Consider the following 16,684-nt stretch of genomic DNA (forward strand, 5'->3'; position numbering starts at 1 on the left):
AATGAAATTCATCAAGGATATCATCGGTGAGAAGCGGGAACGGGTGCGGGCGGAGGCTGCAGGCCACCCCGCCGCCGAACCGGTGCAGCCGCCTGCGCGCGACCCGTTTGACAGTCTCGCTGCTGCACCTGAGGCAGAGCAGCCCAGCGTGCCTTTCAGCCTGGACCGCGGTTTCCAGCTGGACCCGGAGCCGGAGACCGCGGCAGAGGACTATGTTCTGCCCGAGGATTTCCTGGAGGAAGACAGCCCGGAAGGCGCCCGTCAGGACGGGCCGCAGGACAGCGCGGAGGAGTATCTGGACAGTCTGGGCGAGCCAGGGCCGGAGGACGACGCCATCGCCGCCTTCTTTGCCCGTGAACAGGCGCAGGACGCGGCTCTGGATCCGGGTTCCGCCGCCGCGGCCCAGGAGTATGCTGAGAGTGATGATCCCTTCGCCGCCGCTTCAGAAGTAGAAGCCTATATGGAGGCGGAAGACGGCGAGGAACTGGACGCCTTTGCGGAGGAGCCGGACTTCAGCCGCCTGCAGCAGCAGGAGCCCGCCGCGGAGCAACCTGAAAGCTACCGGGTTTTCCACCGCAAGTCCGCATCTGCCCCTCAGCCGGAAGTGCAGCCCGAACCGGAACTGCTACCTGAACCGGCCCCGCAACCTCAATACGGAATGGATGCACCCGCGCCGGCCCCCGCAGAGGCACAGCCAGCCCCTGTACCTCAGATGCAGTCAGCCCCCCCGCCTGCAGCCGAGGCGCCGCAGAAAACCGCGCCTGCTCCGCAGGCCGCTGAGCCGCAGGATCCGCATGCGGCCGCGGCACCGATCGACGTGCCCGCGCCCTCGATGGGCCGCGGCGCCAGCCGCGCGGGCCGGGTTAAAACCCGACTTCTTGGTTTTAGCCCGGCCCAGGCGCCCGGCAGCGACCCGTTCGCGCGCAGCACCGAGGAGGCTGCGCCCGGCTACACCCAATTCCCGGTCGGCTGGCTGGCGGTTGTGCAGGGGCCGGGCCGCGGTGCTGCCTTTACTCTGTTCAGCGGTGTGACGGTCATTGGCCGCGGCGAGGATCAGACCGTGCGGCTGGATTTCGGCGACAACAGCATCTCGCGCGACAACCACGCCGCCATCGCCTACGACGCAGAGCAGAAGGCGTTTTACATCGGCCACGGCGGCAAGGCCAACCTGGTGCGCCGCAACAGCCGCCCGGTGCTCAGCACCGAAGAATTGGCGGCCGGCGACGAGATCCGCATCGGCGAAACCACCCTGCGGTTCGTGCCTCTGTGCGGTGCCTCTTTCGGCTGGGATCAGCCGCAGCAAGGTGAAGGTTCCAATGCTGCATTCCGCTGACCTGGAGTACGACGCCGCAACGGCCATCAGCCAGGGCCGCCGTGAGCGTCAGGAAGATGCTGTCGCCGCCGATTTCCTGGCTGGCGCCGGCACCGGCTTTGCGGTGCTGGCCGACGGCATGGGCGGGCACGCGGCCGGCGATGTGGCCGCCAGGATCGTGGTGACGGAGGTGTTTGCGGAGCTGAAGCTGCGCACCGGCGAGCCGGAGCAGCTGGAGCCCGCCATCGGCGCGGTGCTGCACAGCGCGGCCGACGGCGCCAACGCGTGCTTGGGCGAATATGCCAGCCACCAGCCTCAGGTGCAGGCGCAGGGCATGGGTGCCACCCTGCTGGCGCCGGTGCTGTTCCGCGACCGGCTCTACTGGATTTCGGTAGGGGATTCACCGCTGTACCTGTTCCGCGACGGTGCCCTGATCCGCCTCAACGCCGATCATTCGATGGCGGCGGAGCTGGAGAAGCTGGTCGCCCGCGGCCGCCTGGACCCGGCTGAGGCCGCCGTCCACCCGGACCGCCATTGCGTCACCTCGGTGCTGACCGGCGCCGATATACCGCTGGTCGACTGCCGCAGCGCACCGGTGCGGCTGCAACACGGCGACATCGTGCTGGCCGCTAGCGACGGACTCTTGTTCCTGGCAGAGGAGGAGATTGCCGAAGTGCTGGCCGCCGAATGCCACAGCTCAAGCGCCCGCATCGGTGCGGCGCTGATGCGGCGGCTGGAGGCGCTGGACGCGCCGGAGCAGGACAACGCGGCTTTCTGCGTGATCAAGCCGTTTGACCCGCGGGCGCCTGGACCTGCCGTTGCAGGCGCTCCTGCGGCGCCAGCGCCGGAACAGCAGCCGCCCGAACCCGCCGCCGCACGCCAGCGCGCAGGCCGACGGGTTGTCACCTTCATGGCCGCATCCTCCTGGCGCGACGCGCCGGAGGCGGGCCGCAGCAAAACGGATGCATCCGCGTGAGCCTTCCTCAAAGAGACATAAGCCCGCTGGCAGGCCAGCTGGAACAGACCCTCAGCGCGGGCTGTCTGCCGACGGAGGTCAGCGGCTGGGGCAGCAAGCTGTTGCAGCGCCTGCGCCAGCCGGTGCGGGTGGCGGTTGCAGGGGCTGCCGGCAGCGGTAAATCCGCCCTCATCGACATGCTGCTTGGCCGGGTTGTGATCGGCCGCAACGGCGGCGGCCTGCTGGTTGATGTCTGTTATGGCACCGAGGAAATGGCAGAAATTGAGACTGCCGCGGGCAAGCGGCTGCAAATGTCCGGCTTGCTGGCGCAGATGGAGCTGCCGCAGGACGCCTGCCGGGTGCGCCAGACTCTGACCGATCCGCGCCTGCGCTGGCACAGCTACCGCGAACTGCCGCTGGCAGGTCCGCAATCCGAGCGGCAAGACATGCTGCAGCAGGCCGCCGCCAGCGCCGACATCATCCTGTGGTGCAGCCAGGAATTCACCGCAGGTGAACAGGCGCTCTGGGCCGCGGTGCCGGACAGCACCAAGGATCACAGTTTCCTCGTGCTCACCATGGCCGACCGTCTGGTGATGCGCGGCACCCTGCCTGCCTTGATCGAAACGCTGGAGCCGGTGGCGGCAGAGGAGTTTCTGGGCGTCTACCCGGTTGCCGCGATCCAGGGGCTGACCGCCCGCACCGCCGGGGCCCCGCAGGACGGGCTGTGGCGTTCCAGCGGAGGCAGGCAGCTGAGCGAGGATATCCAGCGCCAGGTCGACCAGGGCCGCGCCTCTGACGTTGATCAGGCAGAGCTGCTGATCCGCCAGTTCGGCGGCACCCTGCCAGCTGAGACTGCGCCTGCTGTTCCGGCGCCGGCGGCTGCCGCCGCACCGCAGGCTGCCAGCCTGGCCGCCGCGCTGGATCAGCTGCAAACCGGTGCCGAGGCGATGCTGGCCGAGGCCGAAGCCGTCGGCGGCCCCAAGGCCGCCCCGGTCCTGGCGCAATGCATGGAGATGATCCGCAGCCTGTCCCAATCGCTCGACGCTATGCCTGCCAGCGCCGCGGTGGAGGCTGCCCGCGAGGCCGCGCAGGACGGCGAGGAAATGCTGATGCTGTGCCAGCTGGAACAGGATGAGGACGCCGCCGTCGATGCGGTGACCCTGCTGATCCAGCTGAAGAAGGAACTGATGGTAGAGCCGCCCGGATAGGGGCGCAAAACCCCGAGACCCGCGTGCCGGGCAGCAGACCAAAACTCCGAAGCAGGACACGAAATACAGGCCCCGCCATGAACATGGAAAACCAGATCGAGAGCGCCACCGACATCCGCGCCTCCGCCCGCCCCACCAACCTCGGCGCCGGGCTGGAGCCGCTGGCGGATTTCGCCCGCAAGGCGCGGCGGCTCGATGGTGCGCTGGCTACCCTGCGCGGCGTGTCGGGTGAACGGGTGAAGCGCAGCCTGACCCGCTTGCAGGAGGAACTGGGAACCTTCGAGCCCAGCGTCACTCTGCTGGGGCAGGTGAAATCCGGCAAGACCTCGCTGGTCAATGCGATGGCCGGCTGGGCCGACCTGCTGCCGTCAGACGTGAACCCCTGGACCTCGGTTGTGACCTCGCTGCACCTGGAGCCGGGCGAGACCCGCACCGGGAACAAGGCCTGTTTCCAGTTCATGACCGAAGATGAGTGGGACCGGCTGACCACCAAGGGCGGCCGCATCGGCGAAATGGCTGGCCGCGCCGGCGCGGATAGCGAACTGCAGAAAATCCGCACCCAGATAGAGGAAATGCGCGACCGCTCCCGCCAGCGTCTGGGCCGCAAGTTCGAACTTTTGATGGGGCAGAAGCACGACTATGGCTATTTCGACAAGAACCTGATCGAACGCTACATCTGCCTGGGCGATGACTTCGGCGACGAGGAGCCGGGCACGGTGGACGAACAGGGCCGCTTTGCCGACATCACCCGCGCCGCCGATCTGTTCCTCAACAGCCGCTCGGTGCCGCACCGGCTGTGCCTGCGCGACACGCCGGGCGTCAACGACACCTTCATGATGCGCGAACAGATCACCATCCAGGCGATCCGCGACAGCCGCATCTGCGTGGTGGTGCTGTCGGCGGGACAGGCGCTGACCTCTGTCGACATGGGGCTGATCCGGATGATCTCCAACCTCAAGTCGCGTGAGGTGGTGATTTTTGTCAACCGCATTGATGAGCTGGCCGATCCAGCAAACCAGATTGCCGAGATCGAGGCCAGCATCCGCCAGACGCTGGAAACCCACCATGGGCCGCAGGAGGCCGAGATCATCTTCGGCAGTGCTTACTGGGCCAACCAGGTGCTGACCGGCGGGCTGGAGGATATGGACCCGTCCAGCTCTGCCGCGCTGCTGAATTGGGCCGAGGCCTCGGTCAATGCCTCCCATGCCAAGGCCACCCCCCAGAACATGGTGTGGGAGCTGTCAGGCCTCCCGGCCCTGAACCGCGCCGTGTCCGAGCGCATCGTTGCCGACCTGGGCACGCCGCTGTTGCAGCGCATTGCCGCCACCGCCACCACAGCCGCCACAGGCCAGCAGGCCGCCAATGCAATCCTGGTGCAGGGTGAAGGCAGCACAGGCGGTGCCAATATGCACGACGTCCGCACCGCCTTCGAAGACATCTGCCAGACCCATCTGGAGGCAATGGACGCAGAGGCCGGCCAGGTGCTCAATGCTTTCCGCGACCGCGCCGACCGGGCCCATGCCACCTTCACCGACCGTGCCACCCACGCGCTGATCGACCATTTGGAAAAATGGGGCGAGGATTGCCACTGGGAATACGACCCAGCCGGGCTGCGGATGCTGTTGCGCTCTGCCTACTCGGTGATGACCAGCCGTCTGCAATCTGCTGCGCAGAATCGCTACGAGGCTGCGGTGCAGGATGTGGCGGAGCTGCTCTATGACGGTTTCGGCCCGGCAGTGGAGGGCATCCAGCTGGCAGTACCCGACGTGCCCCAGCCTGCCTCCCCGGTGGCGCTGGCTCAGTCAATCGCGCTGGATTTCAACGACAGCTGGTGGGCTTCCTGGTGGCGCCGCACCCGCGGCTACAAGGCCTTTGCCAAACAGTTCCGCAGCCTGATCGAAGGCGAGACCGAGGATTTCATGACCCAGCTCAAGACAGTGCAGACCGCCGACGTCCGCGCCGCTGTCCTCGCGCGGCTGCAGGGCTTCTTCGACGGCCAGCGTGACATCCTGCTCGAGATCGCCGATTGCCGCCGCGGCGGCGGCGACATGCAGGCGCTGTTTGCGGGCGACGAGGCCCGCTATCAGCAGACTCAGACGACTACTGCCTTGGAAACACTCAGGAGTTTCACCGCATGACGTATCAGACTGCCCAGCACGCCCCGGCGCCGCTGCCTCCCGAACCCGCCCCGGCCCGCAAGCCGCGGCTGGCGCTGATGGGCGAATTCAGCGCCGGCAAAAGCACTCTCACCAATCTGCTGGTGGGCCAGCAGCCGCTGCCCACCCGCGTCACCGCCACCCGCCTGCCGCCGGTCTGGATCTCTCACGGGGCGGAGGGCGCCTGCCTGACCGGCACCGACGGCAGCGAGACCCCCGTGCGGCTGGAGGATCTGGACGATGTGCCGCTGGAAACCACCGCACTGATCCGCCTGACTCTGCCGGCCGAGGCGCTGGAGCTCTGCGATCTGATCGACATGCCCGGGATCTCCGACCCCAACATGCCCGCCAGCGTTTGGCAGAACCTGCTGCCGGAGGTGGACAGCGTGATCTGGTGCACCCATGCCACCCAGGCCTGGCGCCAGTCAGAAGCGGCGGTATGGGAGGAAATCTCTGCCCGGCTCGACGCCCCCAGCACCCTGCTGATTACCCATTTCGACAAGCTCAAGACCCCGCGCGACCGTGACCGGGTGCTGCGCCGGGTACAGAAGGAAACCGGCGATGGCTTCAATGCGGTGTTCCCGCTGTCGCTCAGCCAGGCGCTGGCCGCGGGCGAGGATATGGAGGCCTGGAAGACCAGCGGCGCTGACGGGTTCATCGAATACCTGGTCGACCTGCTCTTGAACTGGGCGCAGCCGCACCGTCCCCGCCCTGCGTTGAAGCCTGCCACTGCCACGGAGGCGCTGCAGCCGGACCAGCAGCTGCGGGCAGAGGTGCTGGACATCGGCGGGATGCGCGATAGCAGCCCCCAGGCGGACCCTCAGGCACAGCTGCAGCTTCAGGCGGCCGCCGCCAATGAGGGCCCCCGGGTGATGCCGCGCCGGGTCTCTGCCCCCTCCCGGCGCAGCCAGCGCCCCGAACCCCCCACTGACGGAGACTGACGCCGCCATGCTGCCAGCACCTGCTCGATTTGATGCACCACCGCGCGGCTGGGATAGGCCATGACCCTTGCCCGCCAGCTCGACGCCCTGCGCCATTTTGAACCCGGCTGCCGCCTGGCCGCCTTTGGCGACCTCGGCGCCAGCATTGTCCTGCGCAGCAGCAGCGATGGCGGCCATCCGCAGGAATATCTCGACGACCTTTGCCAGCAGGCCCGCCGCGGCTTCCTGGCATTGGATGCAGCAGTTCAGGCCGGCGGCGCCGCCAATACGCCCGCGGATGACGTTCTGCTGCTCGCCCCGGGCGAGGCTCGCCTGTTCCTGCGCGCTGGTGGCGGCTCCGGCGATGCTGTGCTGTGTATCTGCGACGACGCAGAGGCCGCCGCCCGGTTGGCGGCCCCGGCCCGGCAGCTGCTCGCGCGCCAGAAAGGCGGTATGTGATGGCGACTCCCGCGCAGCGCCCCCCGCGGCCTGGCAGTGCCGCCGCCTCAGCCCTGCAGCAGGCGCTGGTCCGGCTGGCGCAACCCGGCGGCACTGCCGGTGCAGAGGCGACAGACAGTCTCGGCGCCGCAGTGCTGCGCGAAATCCGCGATACCGTGCTGCCGCGCGAAATCATCCTTTACATCCGCCAGCAGCCCGCCGCGGTCCTCACTGTGGTGCATCGGAGGCTTGCAGGCATCCGCCTGAACGGCTGCACGGACCCCTCCACTGCTGCCGAGGATCCGGAAGCCGCAGCCCAGCTCTTTGCTGCCCGCCTGCGGCAACTGGATGCTCAGGCCCGGGATCAGGCTTTCAGTTTCCGCCGCCGGCCTTGCGCCGTGCCGCAAGGTGCGGGCAGCTGCACCGCAGGGACCTTGGCCGCCGCCCTGACCGCAGGGGGCAGCAGCAGCCGGCTGGACAAGTTTCGCGCCCAAGCCGAAGTGCAGGCTGTTGCATGGCTTCACTGCCCGCGACACAGCGCACAGACGCAGGCGGGCGGCTCGGACGCGCTGCTCACCCGGCTGGATGCGGTACGAAAGGCGCTCACCTCCAAATCGGCCCGCCCCGCCTCTGCCCGGATGCCTGTGCCAAAACCGGACTGCCTGCTGCTGCCGGTCACGCCGCAACTGCACATCCTCGCGGCCTCCGACGGCGGCGCCTTGCTGCTCCTGGCATTGCCGCCGGAAGCTGCCCGTACCCTGATGGCCATCTGGTGCAGCCTCTACCGCTGACATCCCCGGCCTTGCCTAAAAATCAGGCATCACCTGCGTTGGGGGTGCATTAGAGCGCCTGCGCGATTGCCATCCGCCGCTGGCCGGGCAATACCTTAGGGCAACCCGACCGATGGACTTTGACGATGACCGACACAGCCTTTGACATCGCCGCCGCCCGCCCCTCTGATCCGGAAGCTGCCGCCCTGATCCGCCGCCATCTGGCGCAGATGGCAGCGCAATCGCCCGAGGAAAGCTGCCATGCCATGGACGCCAGCGGTCTGGAGGGGCCGGAGGTGCAATTCTTCCTGCTGCGACGGGACGGCCAGGCGCTTGCCATGGGGGCGCTCAAGGACCTGGGCGATGGCACCCGCGAGCTGAAGTCGATGCACACCCTGGCAGGGGCCCGCGGCAGTGGCGCAGGCCGTGCCATGCTGGCCTTTCTGCTGGAGCTTGCCCGCCGCAGCCATGCGGTCGCGGTCTACCTCGAGACCGGCTCCACCGAGGATTTCCTGCCCTCGCGGCGTTTGTACGAATCCTTTGGCTTTGCCCCTTGCCCGCCGTTTGCGGATTATGCCGAGGATCCGTGGTCGGTCTTTATGCATCTGGATCTGCGCGCCGCGGCTTGACCCCCGGGGGCAGCCTGTCATAACTGGCGCAGAGCGGTCCCTTAGCTCAACTGGATAGAGCAGCTGACTTCTAATCAGCAGGTTTGGGGTTCGAGTCCTCAAGGGATCGCCATTTTTTCCTTTACATTCAGTTGGTAAGCGACCTCGCTCGACGTGGGTGTGTATAGTAGGTACATACAGGGGCTAAAATTGAGGCCACAGAGATTTTAGCGGCCATTCATGATCTCCCTCGCCCTGTCCGTAACATCCCTTTTGGCGAACTTGGCGTACTTCTGTGTCTGGGTCACAGTGGCGTGTCCGAGAAGGTGGGATACCTCCTCTAGCCTCATACCATTGTTCAGCATCCGGGTGGCGTAGGTATCCCGTTGAGGAGGGCACGGTGTTCGTATGTGTTCATGCAGCCGGTGAGGACACTGCGAACCAAGCAGCGCAGACCGTGCTTAAGGCAATTACCATTGGCCCGGCTATGCCGCCGCAATTCGCGCTTGTTTTTTGAATCCTGTACAGTTCAGAGGTTTAACACCCTGTTCCTTGTATATCTTCGGGCGTGGCCTGCTGAAAATATAGCTCAGCTAAACTCGCACCTTAAACGGCGAGTAATTTTTTGTACATTTCTAAGAGAAATGCTTCAGCCTCAACATATCTGTCTTCCGCCTTGCTGGGAGCAATTTCCGCGATTTGTACGTCGAAGTCGGCATAGTGCTGCGTGGTTGCCCAAATCGAAAACAGAAGGTGATGCGGATCCACAGATGCAATCTTTCCGTCATTCATCCATTCTTCCAGAAGCAGGATTTTTGCGCTGTAGAGCTCTTTGAGAGGGCCAAAGATTTCGCTGCGGGAACGCGGCAGCCCGCTCAGGACCTCATTGGCAAAGAACTTGCTTTCCTTGGGGAAGCTTCGTGACACGTCCAATTTTCGCCGGATGTATTCGCAGATTTCATCAATAGGTTCGCCGTGCGGGCTCAGCATGCTCAACGGTGCCATCCACAGCTGCAGTGTTCGGCCCATAAGCTCCCGCCGGATCGCGTCCTTGCTTTCAAAGTAATAAAGCAGGTTGGGAGTAGTCAGCCCTGCTGTTTTGGCAATCATGTTGATAGACGCGCCGGAAGAACCATGACGGGAGAAGACTTCAAGCGCCGCGGCCATGATTTGTTCTGTTTTCTGACGCTGGATCTTGGTCTTCGGTTTCTCTGATGCCATGCGCGCCATGCGGAATCCGCCATTTCATATCAATCCGACTCGACGCTGTCTTGGCACAACTCGGGGGGGAAGGCCAGCGGGCGTGGCGGCGGGCGATCCGAAGGCAGCTGCGGGCAGTAAAAAAACCGGCGGGCAGGGGAGGCTGCCCGCCGGAAGGCTGTGCCGTCAGGGGAGATGGCTGGCGTCAGCCCTTAGGAGGCAGCCAGCATCGGGGAGGATACGGAACCGTCCTCCCGGAAGGCCGGGATGATGTGATCGCCGTAATCGGCGATGATCTTCTCCTCGTCGCCGCTGTCCAGATAGATGTTGAACTGGGTGGTGCCAGCGGCCTCCAGATCGCGGATCTTGGCAATATGCTCATCCGGGGTGCCGAGCACGCAGAAGCTCTTGACGATGTCCTCGGTGATGAAGTCGAGATAGGGGTTATCGCTCTGGCCGTGCTTGGAATAGTCGTAGCCTTTGCGGTTCTTGATGTAGTCGGTCAGGCTGGTCGGGACATGATCGCCGCCGGTGCCGTATTTCTCGACGATGTCAGCGACGTGGTTGCCGACCATGGCAGGGAACCACTTGGTCTTCTCGATGCCTTCCTCGATTGGGCCGGTGTGGGCGGGCGCCGCGGCCATGACGCGGTAGTTTGACATGTCGCGGCCTTCAGCCTCACCGCCGGCCTTGGCCTGATCGGCCAGCCATTTGATGATCTTGGGCTCGGCGATCTGCAGCACCACGCCGTCGCCGACCTTGCCGGCCGAAGCCAGCGCCTTGGGGCCGTAGGCGCCGATCCAGACCGGCAGCTCATAGCCCTGCGCCCAGGGGAATTTCACCGGCTCGGGGCATTCGCCGTACTGCACTTCCTCGCCGCGGATCAGCGATTTGACCACGTGGGTGAACTCTTCCATCCGCTTGATGGTCGAGGGCTTCTTGCCCATCACCCGCACGGCGCTGTCGCCGCGGCCGAGACCGATGTCGAAACGGCCGCCGGACTGTTTCGCCAGCGAGCCGAACAGCGAGGCCGCCACCGACCACTCGCGCGAGTTCGGGTTGGTCACCAGCGGGCCGAAGCGCATGTTGGTGGTGTGCTCCATGCACATCGCCATGGCGACGAAGCTTTCGCGCCACAGGATGTGGCTGTCGTAGAACCAGCAGTAGGTGAAGCCTGCGTTCTCGGCCTGGCGGACCAGCGCGCGGGCGCGTTCGGGCTCAACGAAGCCCTTGAAGCAAATACCGAATTCCATGTGTGTTTTCCTCCTCGTTGGAATCTCAGTGATCGGGGGCCCAGATGCGGATGCCCGCATGGGTGAAGGGCACCGCCTTGGAAATGTTCTGGCGGATCAGGATCGGGGTGATCGCCTCGATGCAGCGGGCGGCCTCGGCGTCGCCGGCGTTGTAGGCCTGGACATCCAGCGCGCCGACCAGCTCCATCACCTTCTTGCGGGCAGGCAGGCTGTTGCCGCAGACCAGGATGTCGCAGTTGATCGGCCAGTCCAGGTTGTTGAGCGTGGTGGCCGACACGTTGTGCAGCGCGCCGATCACCGGGATCTCGTCGCCTAGGAGCGCCTGCGCGGCCTCGGTGGCGGAGCCTTCGGTCGGCATTTCCACCTTCTTGGGGTCGCCTTCCTTGAGCGGCACCACGATGTCGACCAGGATCTTGCCCGCAAGGCCCGGCTTCAGCGCCTTGAGCGTGGCGTTATGGGCGGAGAATGGCACCGCGAGGATCACCATCTCATCCGCAGCTGCGGTGGCGGCTTCATTGCCGAGGCCGGTGATTTCGGCGGCGCCCGCGGGCAGTTTCGCCATCAGCTCTGCTGCGATGCCGGCGCTGCGCTCACCGTCGCGCGAACCCAGAGCCACATTGATGCCGGCGCGGGCAAAGCGCAAAGCCAGACCCTGTCCCTGCGGCCCGGTGCCGCCAATGATTGCGATCCTCATCGGAACATATCCTCCTGTTTTTTCCTGAGTATGTCGGCGCCGCGGCTGTCGGCGGGCTGCCAGTCGAGCCCGCGCAGAAGCACCGCCGGTGTCTTTCCGTTCTTGCGCACCACCAGCCCCGAGGCGGCGGCGATTTCATCGGCCAGTGCCGGTTCAGTCACCTGCAGCGGGCGGCCCCAGGCGTCGCTTTTGCCCTGTTCGCGGATGGTCGCGGGCACTTTGGCCAGGCCGATCGCCACATTGACCTGGCCCAGCCTCCAGGGGCGACCGAAGGTGTCGGTCATTACCACGCCGATCTCGGCGTCAAAACGGTGCGACAGATCCTGCTGCAGCCGGGCGCAGCTGGCATCCGGATCGGGCGGCAGTATCATCGCCGCATCTTCCTCGCCGAAATTCGACTCATCCACCGCCGCATTGGCTGAGATGAAGCCGAGCCGGTGCTCGCAGATCATCGTGCCCTCGTTCTGGTCCGGGCGGCGGAAGGCGCGCACCACGCGGGTGCTTTCGCGCAGGACGATCTCGACCTTGCGCGGGTCCTTGTTCAGCTCTTCGGCGTATTTCAGCGCCTCCGCCGACGGCGTCACCGAGGCCAGCGGGATGATGCAGTCCTCGGCCTTGGAGAAGACTTTTTGCGCGACGCAAAGGATGTCGCCGCGTTTGAGCGGCATGCCGGCCCGGTCCAGGCAATCGCCCAGAACCGCGGCTAGATCGTCGCCGTTGCGGATGTCCGGCACACCGGGAATGGCGGTGAGAGAGACGGAAAGGCTCATTGCGCGCCCTCCCGCGCCAGTGCCTGCGGGTTATGGGCCAGCAGGTGATCAAGATCCTCGGCTGTATCGACGTCAATGCGGAGGCTGGCCAGCGGCAGCACCCGGGGGCAAAGCCCGGCGGCCTCTGCCGCGTGCAGATGCGCGATCAGAGACTTCGGCCCGTAGCGGAACGGAAAGGGGCAGGGCAGGGGCGCCAGCAGTGCATTGGTCCCCAGATCCTTGGCCGGGCAGAACAGCGCGCTGTTGTTATCCAGCGGGTGTGCCAGCAGCCGGGTGAGGTCGTCCGTGGACGGGGCGGCGAGATCGCCGGGCAGAACGCAAAGCGCACTGTATCCCTGCTGTGCCGCCCAAACGGCGGCGGCCTCCACTGCCAGCGACAGCGCGCCGGGGTCCTGGTCGTCGATGCAGATGAGGCCGCCCTGACGGGCGATCCGGGCAATCACCGGGCTGTTGCTGACCACGGCAATATCCGCCGTGCCGCCGGGGAGGCGGGCCAGGGCCTCTTGCAGTTTCGCGACGGTGGCCTGGAACAGCCCTTCCGCCAGCACCCTGCGCTCCTGCGGGGTGAGGGCGACGGCGAGCCGGGTCTTGGCCTTTGACGGGTCCTTCATCGGGATCACGGCGAGCCGCTTGCCGGTACCTTGTTGCGGGGTCATGCGGTTGCCTCCAGATGGACCGGAGCAAATGCCAAGTCGACGATTTCGCGGGCCAGCCGGGTCTTGTCCTCATGGGTTTTCATCAGGATGCGGCTGCAGACCGGCTCCTGCCCTTCGGCGCGGATGGCGCCCGCCAGCGACGCGTCGGCGTGGTCGATGAACAATGTACCGGCGAGGCCGCGGTAGCGGCGGGCAACGCCAAGCGCGTCTGCCTGCTCCCCCAGCGCCTGCATCATCCGGTCGGCGGGGCCTTTCACAACCTTGCCGTCAATGAAGGGGCTGACAGCGATCTTGGGCGCGGCGGAGGCCTGCACCGCGTCCGCTATGCCTGGAATGCCCAAGATCGGGGCAATGCTGACCAGCGGATTGGACGGTGCAATCACGATCAGGTCTGCTGCGCGGATTGCCTCCAGCGCCTCCGGCGTTGGGCGGGCCCGGGCGAGGCCTTCGAAGGCCAGTTCCCGGACCTCCGGCGCGCAGCGTTCGCGCACGAAATACTCCTGGAAACTCAGCCAGCCCGCATCGGTGCGCACCCGGGTTTGCACGGTGCCGTCGGTGGGCAGCAGGATCTCTGCCGTGACGCCAAAGGCGCGGGCAACGTCACGGGCGATCTCGCTGGGCCGGTCGCCGCGAAGCCGCCGCATGGTGCGGTAGATGTGCAGGCCGAAGTCGCGGTCGCCCAGCGACATCCAGGTGTCCGCGCCCAGTTTGGTCAGCGTTTCCAGCGCCCGGTGGCCCTCATCCGCGACGCCCCAGCCCTGGCTGCGGTCGATCACATCCGCAAGGCTGTAGGTCAGCGTGTCGATATCGGGCGAGACCCAGAGGCCGTGGAAGGCATCGTCATCCGCCACATTGCCGATCACCGAGAGCTGCACATCCGGCAGGGCTGCCAGCCCCTCGGCCATCTTGGCGCCGCCGACGCCGCCGGCCAGCAGCGTCACCTTATGCTTGCCTGCGCCGCTCATTCCGCCGCCTCCAGCGCGGGGCGCTCCGGGAACATTTCCAGGAAGGCCAGCGGGTCACGGCCCTGGCGGTCCACCAGCGGCGCGATCACCTCGGGGTCGTGATGCTCATAAACCTCGCGCACCTCGTAGATGGTGTTGCGGCGCACCGGCACCCGGCCCGCGGCGCGGATGATCTGCGCCAGCTCGCGGGCGGTGATTTCCTGGCCGTGGTCCGACCCGGCCGCGCGCGAGATGCTTTCGTTCATCAGCGTGCCGCCGAGGTCGTTGACGCCTCGCGACAGCATCTGTTGCGCCCGGGCCGCGCCCAGCTTGGTCCAGCTGACCTGGATGTTGTCGATCCAGCCGTGCAGCATGATGCGCGAGACCGCGTGCATCAGGTCCACCTCCAGCGCGGTGGGGCCGGGGCGCACGGTGTCCGGGTTCTGTGCCCAAAGGGGCGATTCCGTGTGCACAAAGGACAGTGGCACTAGTTCGGTAAAGCCGCCGGTGTCTTTCTGGATGTCGCGCAAAAGGCGGATGTGCGCCGCCCAATGCTCCGGCCCGTCGATATGGCCGTACATGATGGTGGCAGTGGTCGGGATGCCAACCTCATGCGCGGCGCGGATGATCTCCACCCATTTCTCGGCGCTCAGCTTGTTCTTGGTCAGCTGCATCCGCACTTCGGTATCGAGGATTTCCGCCGCGGTGCCGGGCATCGAGCCGAGGCCCGCCGCCTTCAGATCGGCCAGGAAGTCATGATAGGACATCTTGGTCTTGGAGGCGCCGTACCAGATCTCAAACGGCGAGAAGGCGTGGATATGCATGTCGGGCAGCGCCGCCTTGATGGCGCACACGATGTCGCGGTAATAGGTGCCCTCCATCTTTGGGTGCAGGCCGCCCTGGATGCAGACCTCGGTTGCGCCGCGGTCCCAGGCCTGCTGCGCGCGCTCGACGATCTGCGCGGGCTCCAGCCACTCGGCGTCTTTGTCCTCGCTGCGCTTGGCAAAGCCGCAGAAGCGGCAGCCCATGTAGCAGATGTTGGTGAAGTTGATGTTGCGGTTTACCACGAAGGACACCCGGTCGCCGTTGGCGCGGCGTCGCAGCTCGTCGGCCGCGGCATAGACCGCTTCGGCATCGGCGCCCGTTGCGCGGAACAGCTCTGTGCCTTCGGCTTCTGACACCTCGCCGCCTTCCAACGCCAGTTCCAGAATGGCGCGAACCGGAGCGGAGGCGGCGCTGACGGCCGCCGGGACTGCGGCAAACTTCTCTGCGGGGGGGTGGATGGTCATGCTGTTTCTCCCATGTGCTGCTGGTCGCGTGCCAGTCCGTTGGCCTGCGCCATGCCGGAGGCGCGGGCCAGAATTTCCGGGTCGATGAAGCCGCTGCCGGCGGCCAGGTAGCTGGGGTAGACCGTCAGCCGCTCGCGCAGCTGGAACCCGGCCTGGGTGCAGGAGGCGGCAAGCTGGCGGATCTCCGGCCATTCATGCTGCGGATTGATGAAGTCGATGGTGACCGGCGAGATGCCGCCCCAGTCGTTGATGCCTGCGTCCAGGTAGGCCAGGTGGCGGGCGCTGAGGTTCGGCGGCGCCTGCAGGCTGATGTCCGGCGACAGGATGATGCGGGCCGCCGCGATGGTGCGCAGCATGTCTTCCAGCGGCGGCTCCGGGTGGTTCGCCATGGCGATATCTGGCTTGCGCTGGAAGTTCTGGATGATCACTTCCTGGATGTGGCCGTGGCGGGCGTGGGCGCCGTTGATCGCGTGCAGCGCCTCGATACGCTCTTCAAAAGTCTCGCCGATGCCGATCAGCAGGCCGGTGGTGAAGGGCACTTTCTTCTCGCCCGCCCGTTCTAGCGTGCGCAGCCGCTGCACCGGCACCTTGTCGGGGCAGGCATAATGCGGCTGGCCCTTGCGGGTCAGGCGGCGGCTGACGGTTTCCAGCATCATCCCCATCGAGGCAGAGACCGGCCGCAAGAGGTCAATCTCTTCGCTGGTCAGCGTGCCTGCGTTCACATGCGGCAGCAGCGCGGTTTCCCGCAGCACCAGCGCGCACATCTCGGCCAGATAGGCGGTCAGGCTGGAATAGCCGAGCCGCTCCAGTGCTTTGCGCGCCTTCTCGTAGCGCAGTTCCGGTTTCTCGCCGAGGCTGAACAGCAGCTCCTTGCAGCCTTCCCGCTCACCGCGGCGGGCCGTGGCAAGCACCTGCTCCGGCGTCATGATGTTCGCTTCGGGCGAGTCGGGATGCTTGACGAAGGTGCAATAGCCGCAGGTGTCGCGGCACATGTTGGTCAGCGGCACAAAGGCCTTGCGGGAATAGGTGACGGTGCGCCCCCAATGGGCATCGCGGATCTGGCGGGCACGGGCCATCAAGTCATGCAGGTCCCCGGCCGCCGCCCAGGATTCACTTGGTTTTTTCAGTAGAATGTTCATGGGCTCCTCCTGCTTTTAGGTTTGTGGGAGTCCCGGATTCTGTCAACCTAAAATTTGACTAATAGATAAAAAACATGCCTGCAAAATACTGTAACTACAGGAAACAAAGAAAAAAAATATTGAATACCTGCTTACGTGATACAATTTTGTTGACTGAAAACTAAAAATTTGACTATCTGGTAAAAAAAGAAACATGATGAATGATGCCATCCGACTCACCTGTGGGGCGGGTCTGGCGCAATGGGAGGAGAACGGCCGTGCTGATTGGAACGCCAAAAGAGCTGGCGCCGGGTGAAAACCGGGTTGCGATGACGCCGGATTCGGCGAAGCAACTGCAGAAGCTGGGCTATACGTGCGCGATTGAGGCCGGGG

18 protein-coding genes and 1 tRNA gene are annotated in these 16,684 nt (G+C 65.6%); 10 read left to right on the plus strand and 9 right to left on the minus strand.

Going from position 1 to position 16,684, the window contains the following annotated elements; genetic code table 11:
- The first annotated feature begins 1 nt into the window (after nucleotide 1).
- The 9 genes from RA21_RS23185 to RA21_RS15155 all read left to right on the plus strand — a co-directional run bounded on the left by RA21_RS23185 (nucleotide 2) and on the right by RA21_RS15155 (nucleotide 8,500).
- Complete coding sequence (locus RA21_RS23185) at nucleotides 2-1,333, plus strand: FHA domain-containing protein (protein ID WP_052257673.1); 1,332 nt, start codon at nucleotides 2-4, stop codon at nucleotides 1,331-1,333.
- Nucleotides 1,317-2,288: a PP2C family protein-serine/threonine phosphatase gene (locus RA21_RS15120; protein ID WP_039150359.1), complete on the plus strand. Its 972-nt coding sequence runs from the start codon at nucleotides 1,317-1,319 to the stop codon at nucleotides 2,286-2,288. The genes RA21_RS23185 and RA21_RS15120 overlap by 17 nt, the downstream gene beginning before the upstream one ends.
- Nucleotides 2,285-3,475 (plus strand): hypothetical protein, encoded by a 1,191-nt coding sequence (locus tag RA21_RS15125; RefSeq protein ID WP_039150362.1) that lies wholly within the window; start codon nucleotides 2,285-2,287, stop codon nucleotides 3,473-3,475. The genes RA21_RS15120 and RA21_RS15125 overlap by 4 nt, the downstream gene beginning before the upstream one ends.
- Nucleotides 3,476-3,552: 77 nt before the next feature.
- Nucleotides 3,553-5,613, plus strand: coding sequence for a dynamin family protein (locus RA21_RS15130; protein WP_039150365.1), 2,061 nt, complete (start codon nucleotides 3,553-3,555; stop codon nucleotides 5,611-5,613).
- Nucleotides 5,610-6,572 (plus strand): dynamin family protein, encoded by a 963-nt coding sequence (locus RA21_RS15135; RefSeq protein WP_039150367.1) that lies wholly within the window; start codon nucleotides 5,610-5,612, stop codon nucleotides 6,570-6,572. The genes RA21_RS15130 and RA21_RS15135 overlap by 4 nt, the downstream gene beginning before the upstream one ends.
- 60 nt (nucleotides 6,573-6,632) lie before the next feature.
- Nucleotides 6,633-7,010, plus strand: coding sequence for a hypothetical protein (locus RA21_RS15140; RefSeq protein ID WP_019296519.1), 378 nt, complete (start codon nucleotides 6,633-6,635; stop codon nucleotides 7,008-7,010).
- Nucleotides 7,010-7,780: a hypothetical protein gene (locus RA21_RS15145; RefSeq protein ID WP_039150370.1), complete on the plus strand. Its 771-nt coding sequence runs from the start codon at nucleotides 7,010-7,012 to the stop codon at nucleotides 7,778-7,780. The genes RA21_RS15140 and RA21_RS15145 overlap by 1 nt, the downstream gene beginning before the upstream one ends.
- Nucleotides 7,781-7,905: 125 nt before the next feature.
- The gene (locus tag RA21_RS15150; protein WP_019296521.1) at nucleotides 7,906-8,388 is read left to right on the plus strand and encodes a GNAT family N-acetyltransferase; all 483 of its coding nucleotides are present in this window, start codon (nucleotides 7,906-7,908) and stop codon (nucleotides 8,386-8,388) included.
- A gap of 35 nt (nucleotides 8,389-8,423) precedes the next feature.
- Nucleotides 8,424-8,500: transfer RNA gene (locus tag RA21_RS15155), tRNA-Arg, on the plus strand.
- A gap of 94 nt (nucleotides 8,501-8,594) precedes the next feature.
- Here RA21_RS15155 and RA21_RS23520 read toward each other — a convergent pair.
- The 9 genes from RA21_RS23520 to cofG all read right to left on the minus strand — a co-directional run bounded on the left by RA21_RS23520 (nucleotide 8,595) and on the right by cofG (nucleotide 16,312).
- Nucleotides 8,595-8,816 carry a tyrosine-type recombinase/integrase gene (locus RA21_RS23520; RefSeq protein WP_446720197.1) on the minus strand — a complete coding sequence of 74 codons (222 nt, stop codon included), beginning with the start codon at nucleotides 8,814-8,816 and terminating at the stop codon, nucleotides 8,595-8,597.
- Between the two features lie 157 nt (nucleotides 8,817-8,973).
- Entirely contained in the window at nucleotides 8,974-9,597 is a 624-nt protein-coding gene (locus RA21_RS15160; RefSeq protein ID WP_019296523.1) for a TetR family transcriptional regulator C-terminal domain-containing protein, read from the minus strand.
- Nucleotides 9,598-9,779: 182 nt separating this feature from the next.
- Nucleotides 9,780-10,820, minus strand: a complete 1,041-nt coding sequence (locus RA21_RS15165) for a TIGR03842 family LLM class F420-dependent oxidoreductase (RefSeq protein ID WP_019296524.1) — start codon at nucleotides 10,818-10,820, stop codon at nucleotides 9,780-9,782.
- A gap of 25 nt (nucleotides 10,821-10,845) precedes the next feature.
- Complete coding sequence (gene npdG / locus RA21_RS15170; protein WP_039150373.1) at nucleotides 10,846-11,514, minus strand: NADPH-dependent F420 reductase; 669 nt, start codon at nucleotides 11,512-11,514, stop codon at nucleotides 10,846-10,848.
- Complete coding sequence (gene cofE, locus RA21_RS15175) at nucleotides 11,511-12,284, minus strand: coenzyme F420-0:L-glutamate ligase (RefSeq protein ID WP_019296526.1); 774 nt, start codon at nucleotides 12,282-12,284, stop codon at nucleotides 11,511-11,513. Before cofE ends, npdG begins: the two co-directional genes overlap by 4 nt.
- Nucleotides 12,281-12,940 (minus strand): 2-phospho-L-lactate guanylyltransferase, encoded by a 660-nt coding sequence (gene cofC, locus RA21_RS15180; RefSeq protein ID WP_019296527.1) that lies wholly within the window; start codon nucleotides 12,938-12,940, stop codon nucleotides 12,281-12,283. Before cofC ends, cofE begins: the two co-directional genes overlap by 4 nt.
- Entirely contained in the window at nucleotides 12,937-13,905 is a 969-nt protein-coding gene (gene cofD, locus RA21_RS15185; RefSeq protein WP_039150376.1) for a 2-phospho-L-lactate transferase, read from the minus strand. Before cofD ends, cofC begins: the two co-directional genes overlap by 4 nt.
- On the minus strand, nucleotides 13,902-15,173 hold the full coding sequence (cofH, locus tag RA21_RS15190) for a 5-amino-6-(D-ribitylamino)uracil--L-tyrosine 4-hydroxyphenyl transferase CofH (protein ID WP_039150379.1): 1,272 nt from the start codon (nucleotides 15,171-15,173) through the stop codon (nucleotides 13,902-13,904). The genes cofD and cofH overlap by 4 nt, the downstream gene beginning before the upstream one ends.
- Nucleotides 15,170-16,312, minus strand: coding sequence for a 7,8-didemethyl-8-hydroxy-5-deazariboflavin synthase CofG (gene cofG / locus RA21_RS15195; RefSeq protein WP_082008967.1), 1,143 nt, complete (start codon nucleotides 16,310-16,312; stop codon nucleotides 15,170-15,172). Before cofG ends, cofH begins: the two co-directional genes overlap by 4 nt.
- Before the next feature lie 257 nt (nucleotides 16,313-16,569).
- On the opposite strand from cofG, the gene RA21_RS22375 reads away from it, so the two are divergent.
- The coding region (locus tag RA21_RS22375; RefSeq protein WP_152610563.1) for a hypothetical protein at nucleotides 16,570-16,684 on the plus strand (115 nt) is incomplete at its 3' end.

Source organism: Leisingera sp. ANG-DT (assembly GCF_000813785.1).
Lineage (GTDB): Bacteria > Pseudomonadota > Alphaproteobacteria > Rhodobacterales > Rhodobacteraceae > Leisingera.

Bases quoted from the DNA above. Each gene is read 5' to 3' on its own strand.
- RA21_RS23185 (WP_052257673.1), top strand. From the start codon at position 2: ATGAAATTCATCAAGGATATCATCGGTGAGAAGCGGGAACGGGTGCGG.
- RA21_RS15120 (WP_039150359.1), top strand. From the start codon at position 1,317: ATGCTGCATTCCGCTGACCTGGAGTACGACGCCGCAACGGCCATCAGC.
- RA21_RS15130 (WP_039150365.1), top strand. From the start codon at position 3,553: ATGAACATGGAAAACCAGATCGAGAGCGCCACCGACATCCGCGCCTCC.
- RA21_RS15135 (WP_039150367.1), top strand. From the start codon at position 5,610: ATGACGTATCAGACTGCCCAGCACGCCCCGGCGCCGCTGCCTCCCGAA.
- RA21_RS15140 (WP_019296519.1), top strand. From the start codon at position 6,633: ATGACCCTTGCCCGCCAGCTCGACGCCCTGCGCCATTTTGAACCCGGC.
- RA21_RS15145 (WP_039150370.1), top strand. From the start codon at position 7,010: ATGGCGACTCCCGCGCAGCGCCCCCCGCGGCCTGGCAGTGCCGCCGCC.
- RA21_RS15150 (WP_019296521.1), top strand. From the start codon at position 7,906: ATGACCGACACAGCCTTTGACATCGCCGCCGCCCGCCCCTCTGATCCG.
- RA21_RS15160 (WP_019296523.1), bottom strand. From the start codon at position 9,597: ATGGCGCGCATGGCATCAGAGAAACCGAAGACCAAGATCCAGCGTCAG.
- RA21_RS15165 (WP_019296524.1), bottom strand. From the start codon at position 10,820: ATGGAATTCGGTATTTGCTTCAAGGGCTTCGTTGAGCCCGAACGCGCC.
- npdG (WP_039150373.1), bottom strand. From the start codon at position 11,514: ATGAGGATCGCAATCATTGGCGGCACCGGGCCGCAGGGACAGGGTCTG.
- cofE (WP_019296526.1), bottom strand. From the start codon at position 12,284: ATGAGCCTTTCCGTCTCTCTCACCGCCATTCCCGGTGTGCCGGACATC.
- cofC (WP_019296527.1), bottom strand. From the start codon at position 12,940: ATGACCCCGCAACAAGGTACCGGCAAGCGGCTCGCCGTGATCCCGATG.
- cofD (WP_039150376.1), bottom strand. From the start codon at position 13,905: ATGAGCGGCGCAGGCAAGCATAAGGTGACGCTGCTGGCCGGCGGCGTC.
- cofH (WP_039150379.1), bottom strand. From the start codon at position 15,173: ATGACCATCCACCCCCCCGCAGAGAAGTTTGCCGCAGTCCCGGCGGCC.
- cofG (WP_082008967.1), bottom strand. From the start codon at position 16,312: ATGAACATTCTACTGAAAAAACCAAGTGAATCCTGGGCGGCGGCCGGG.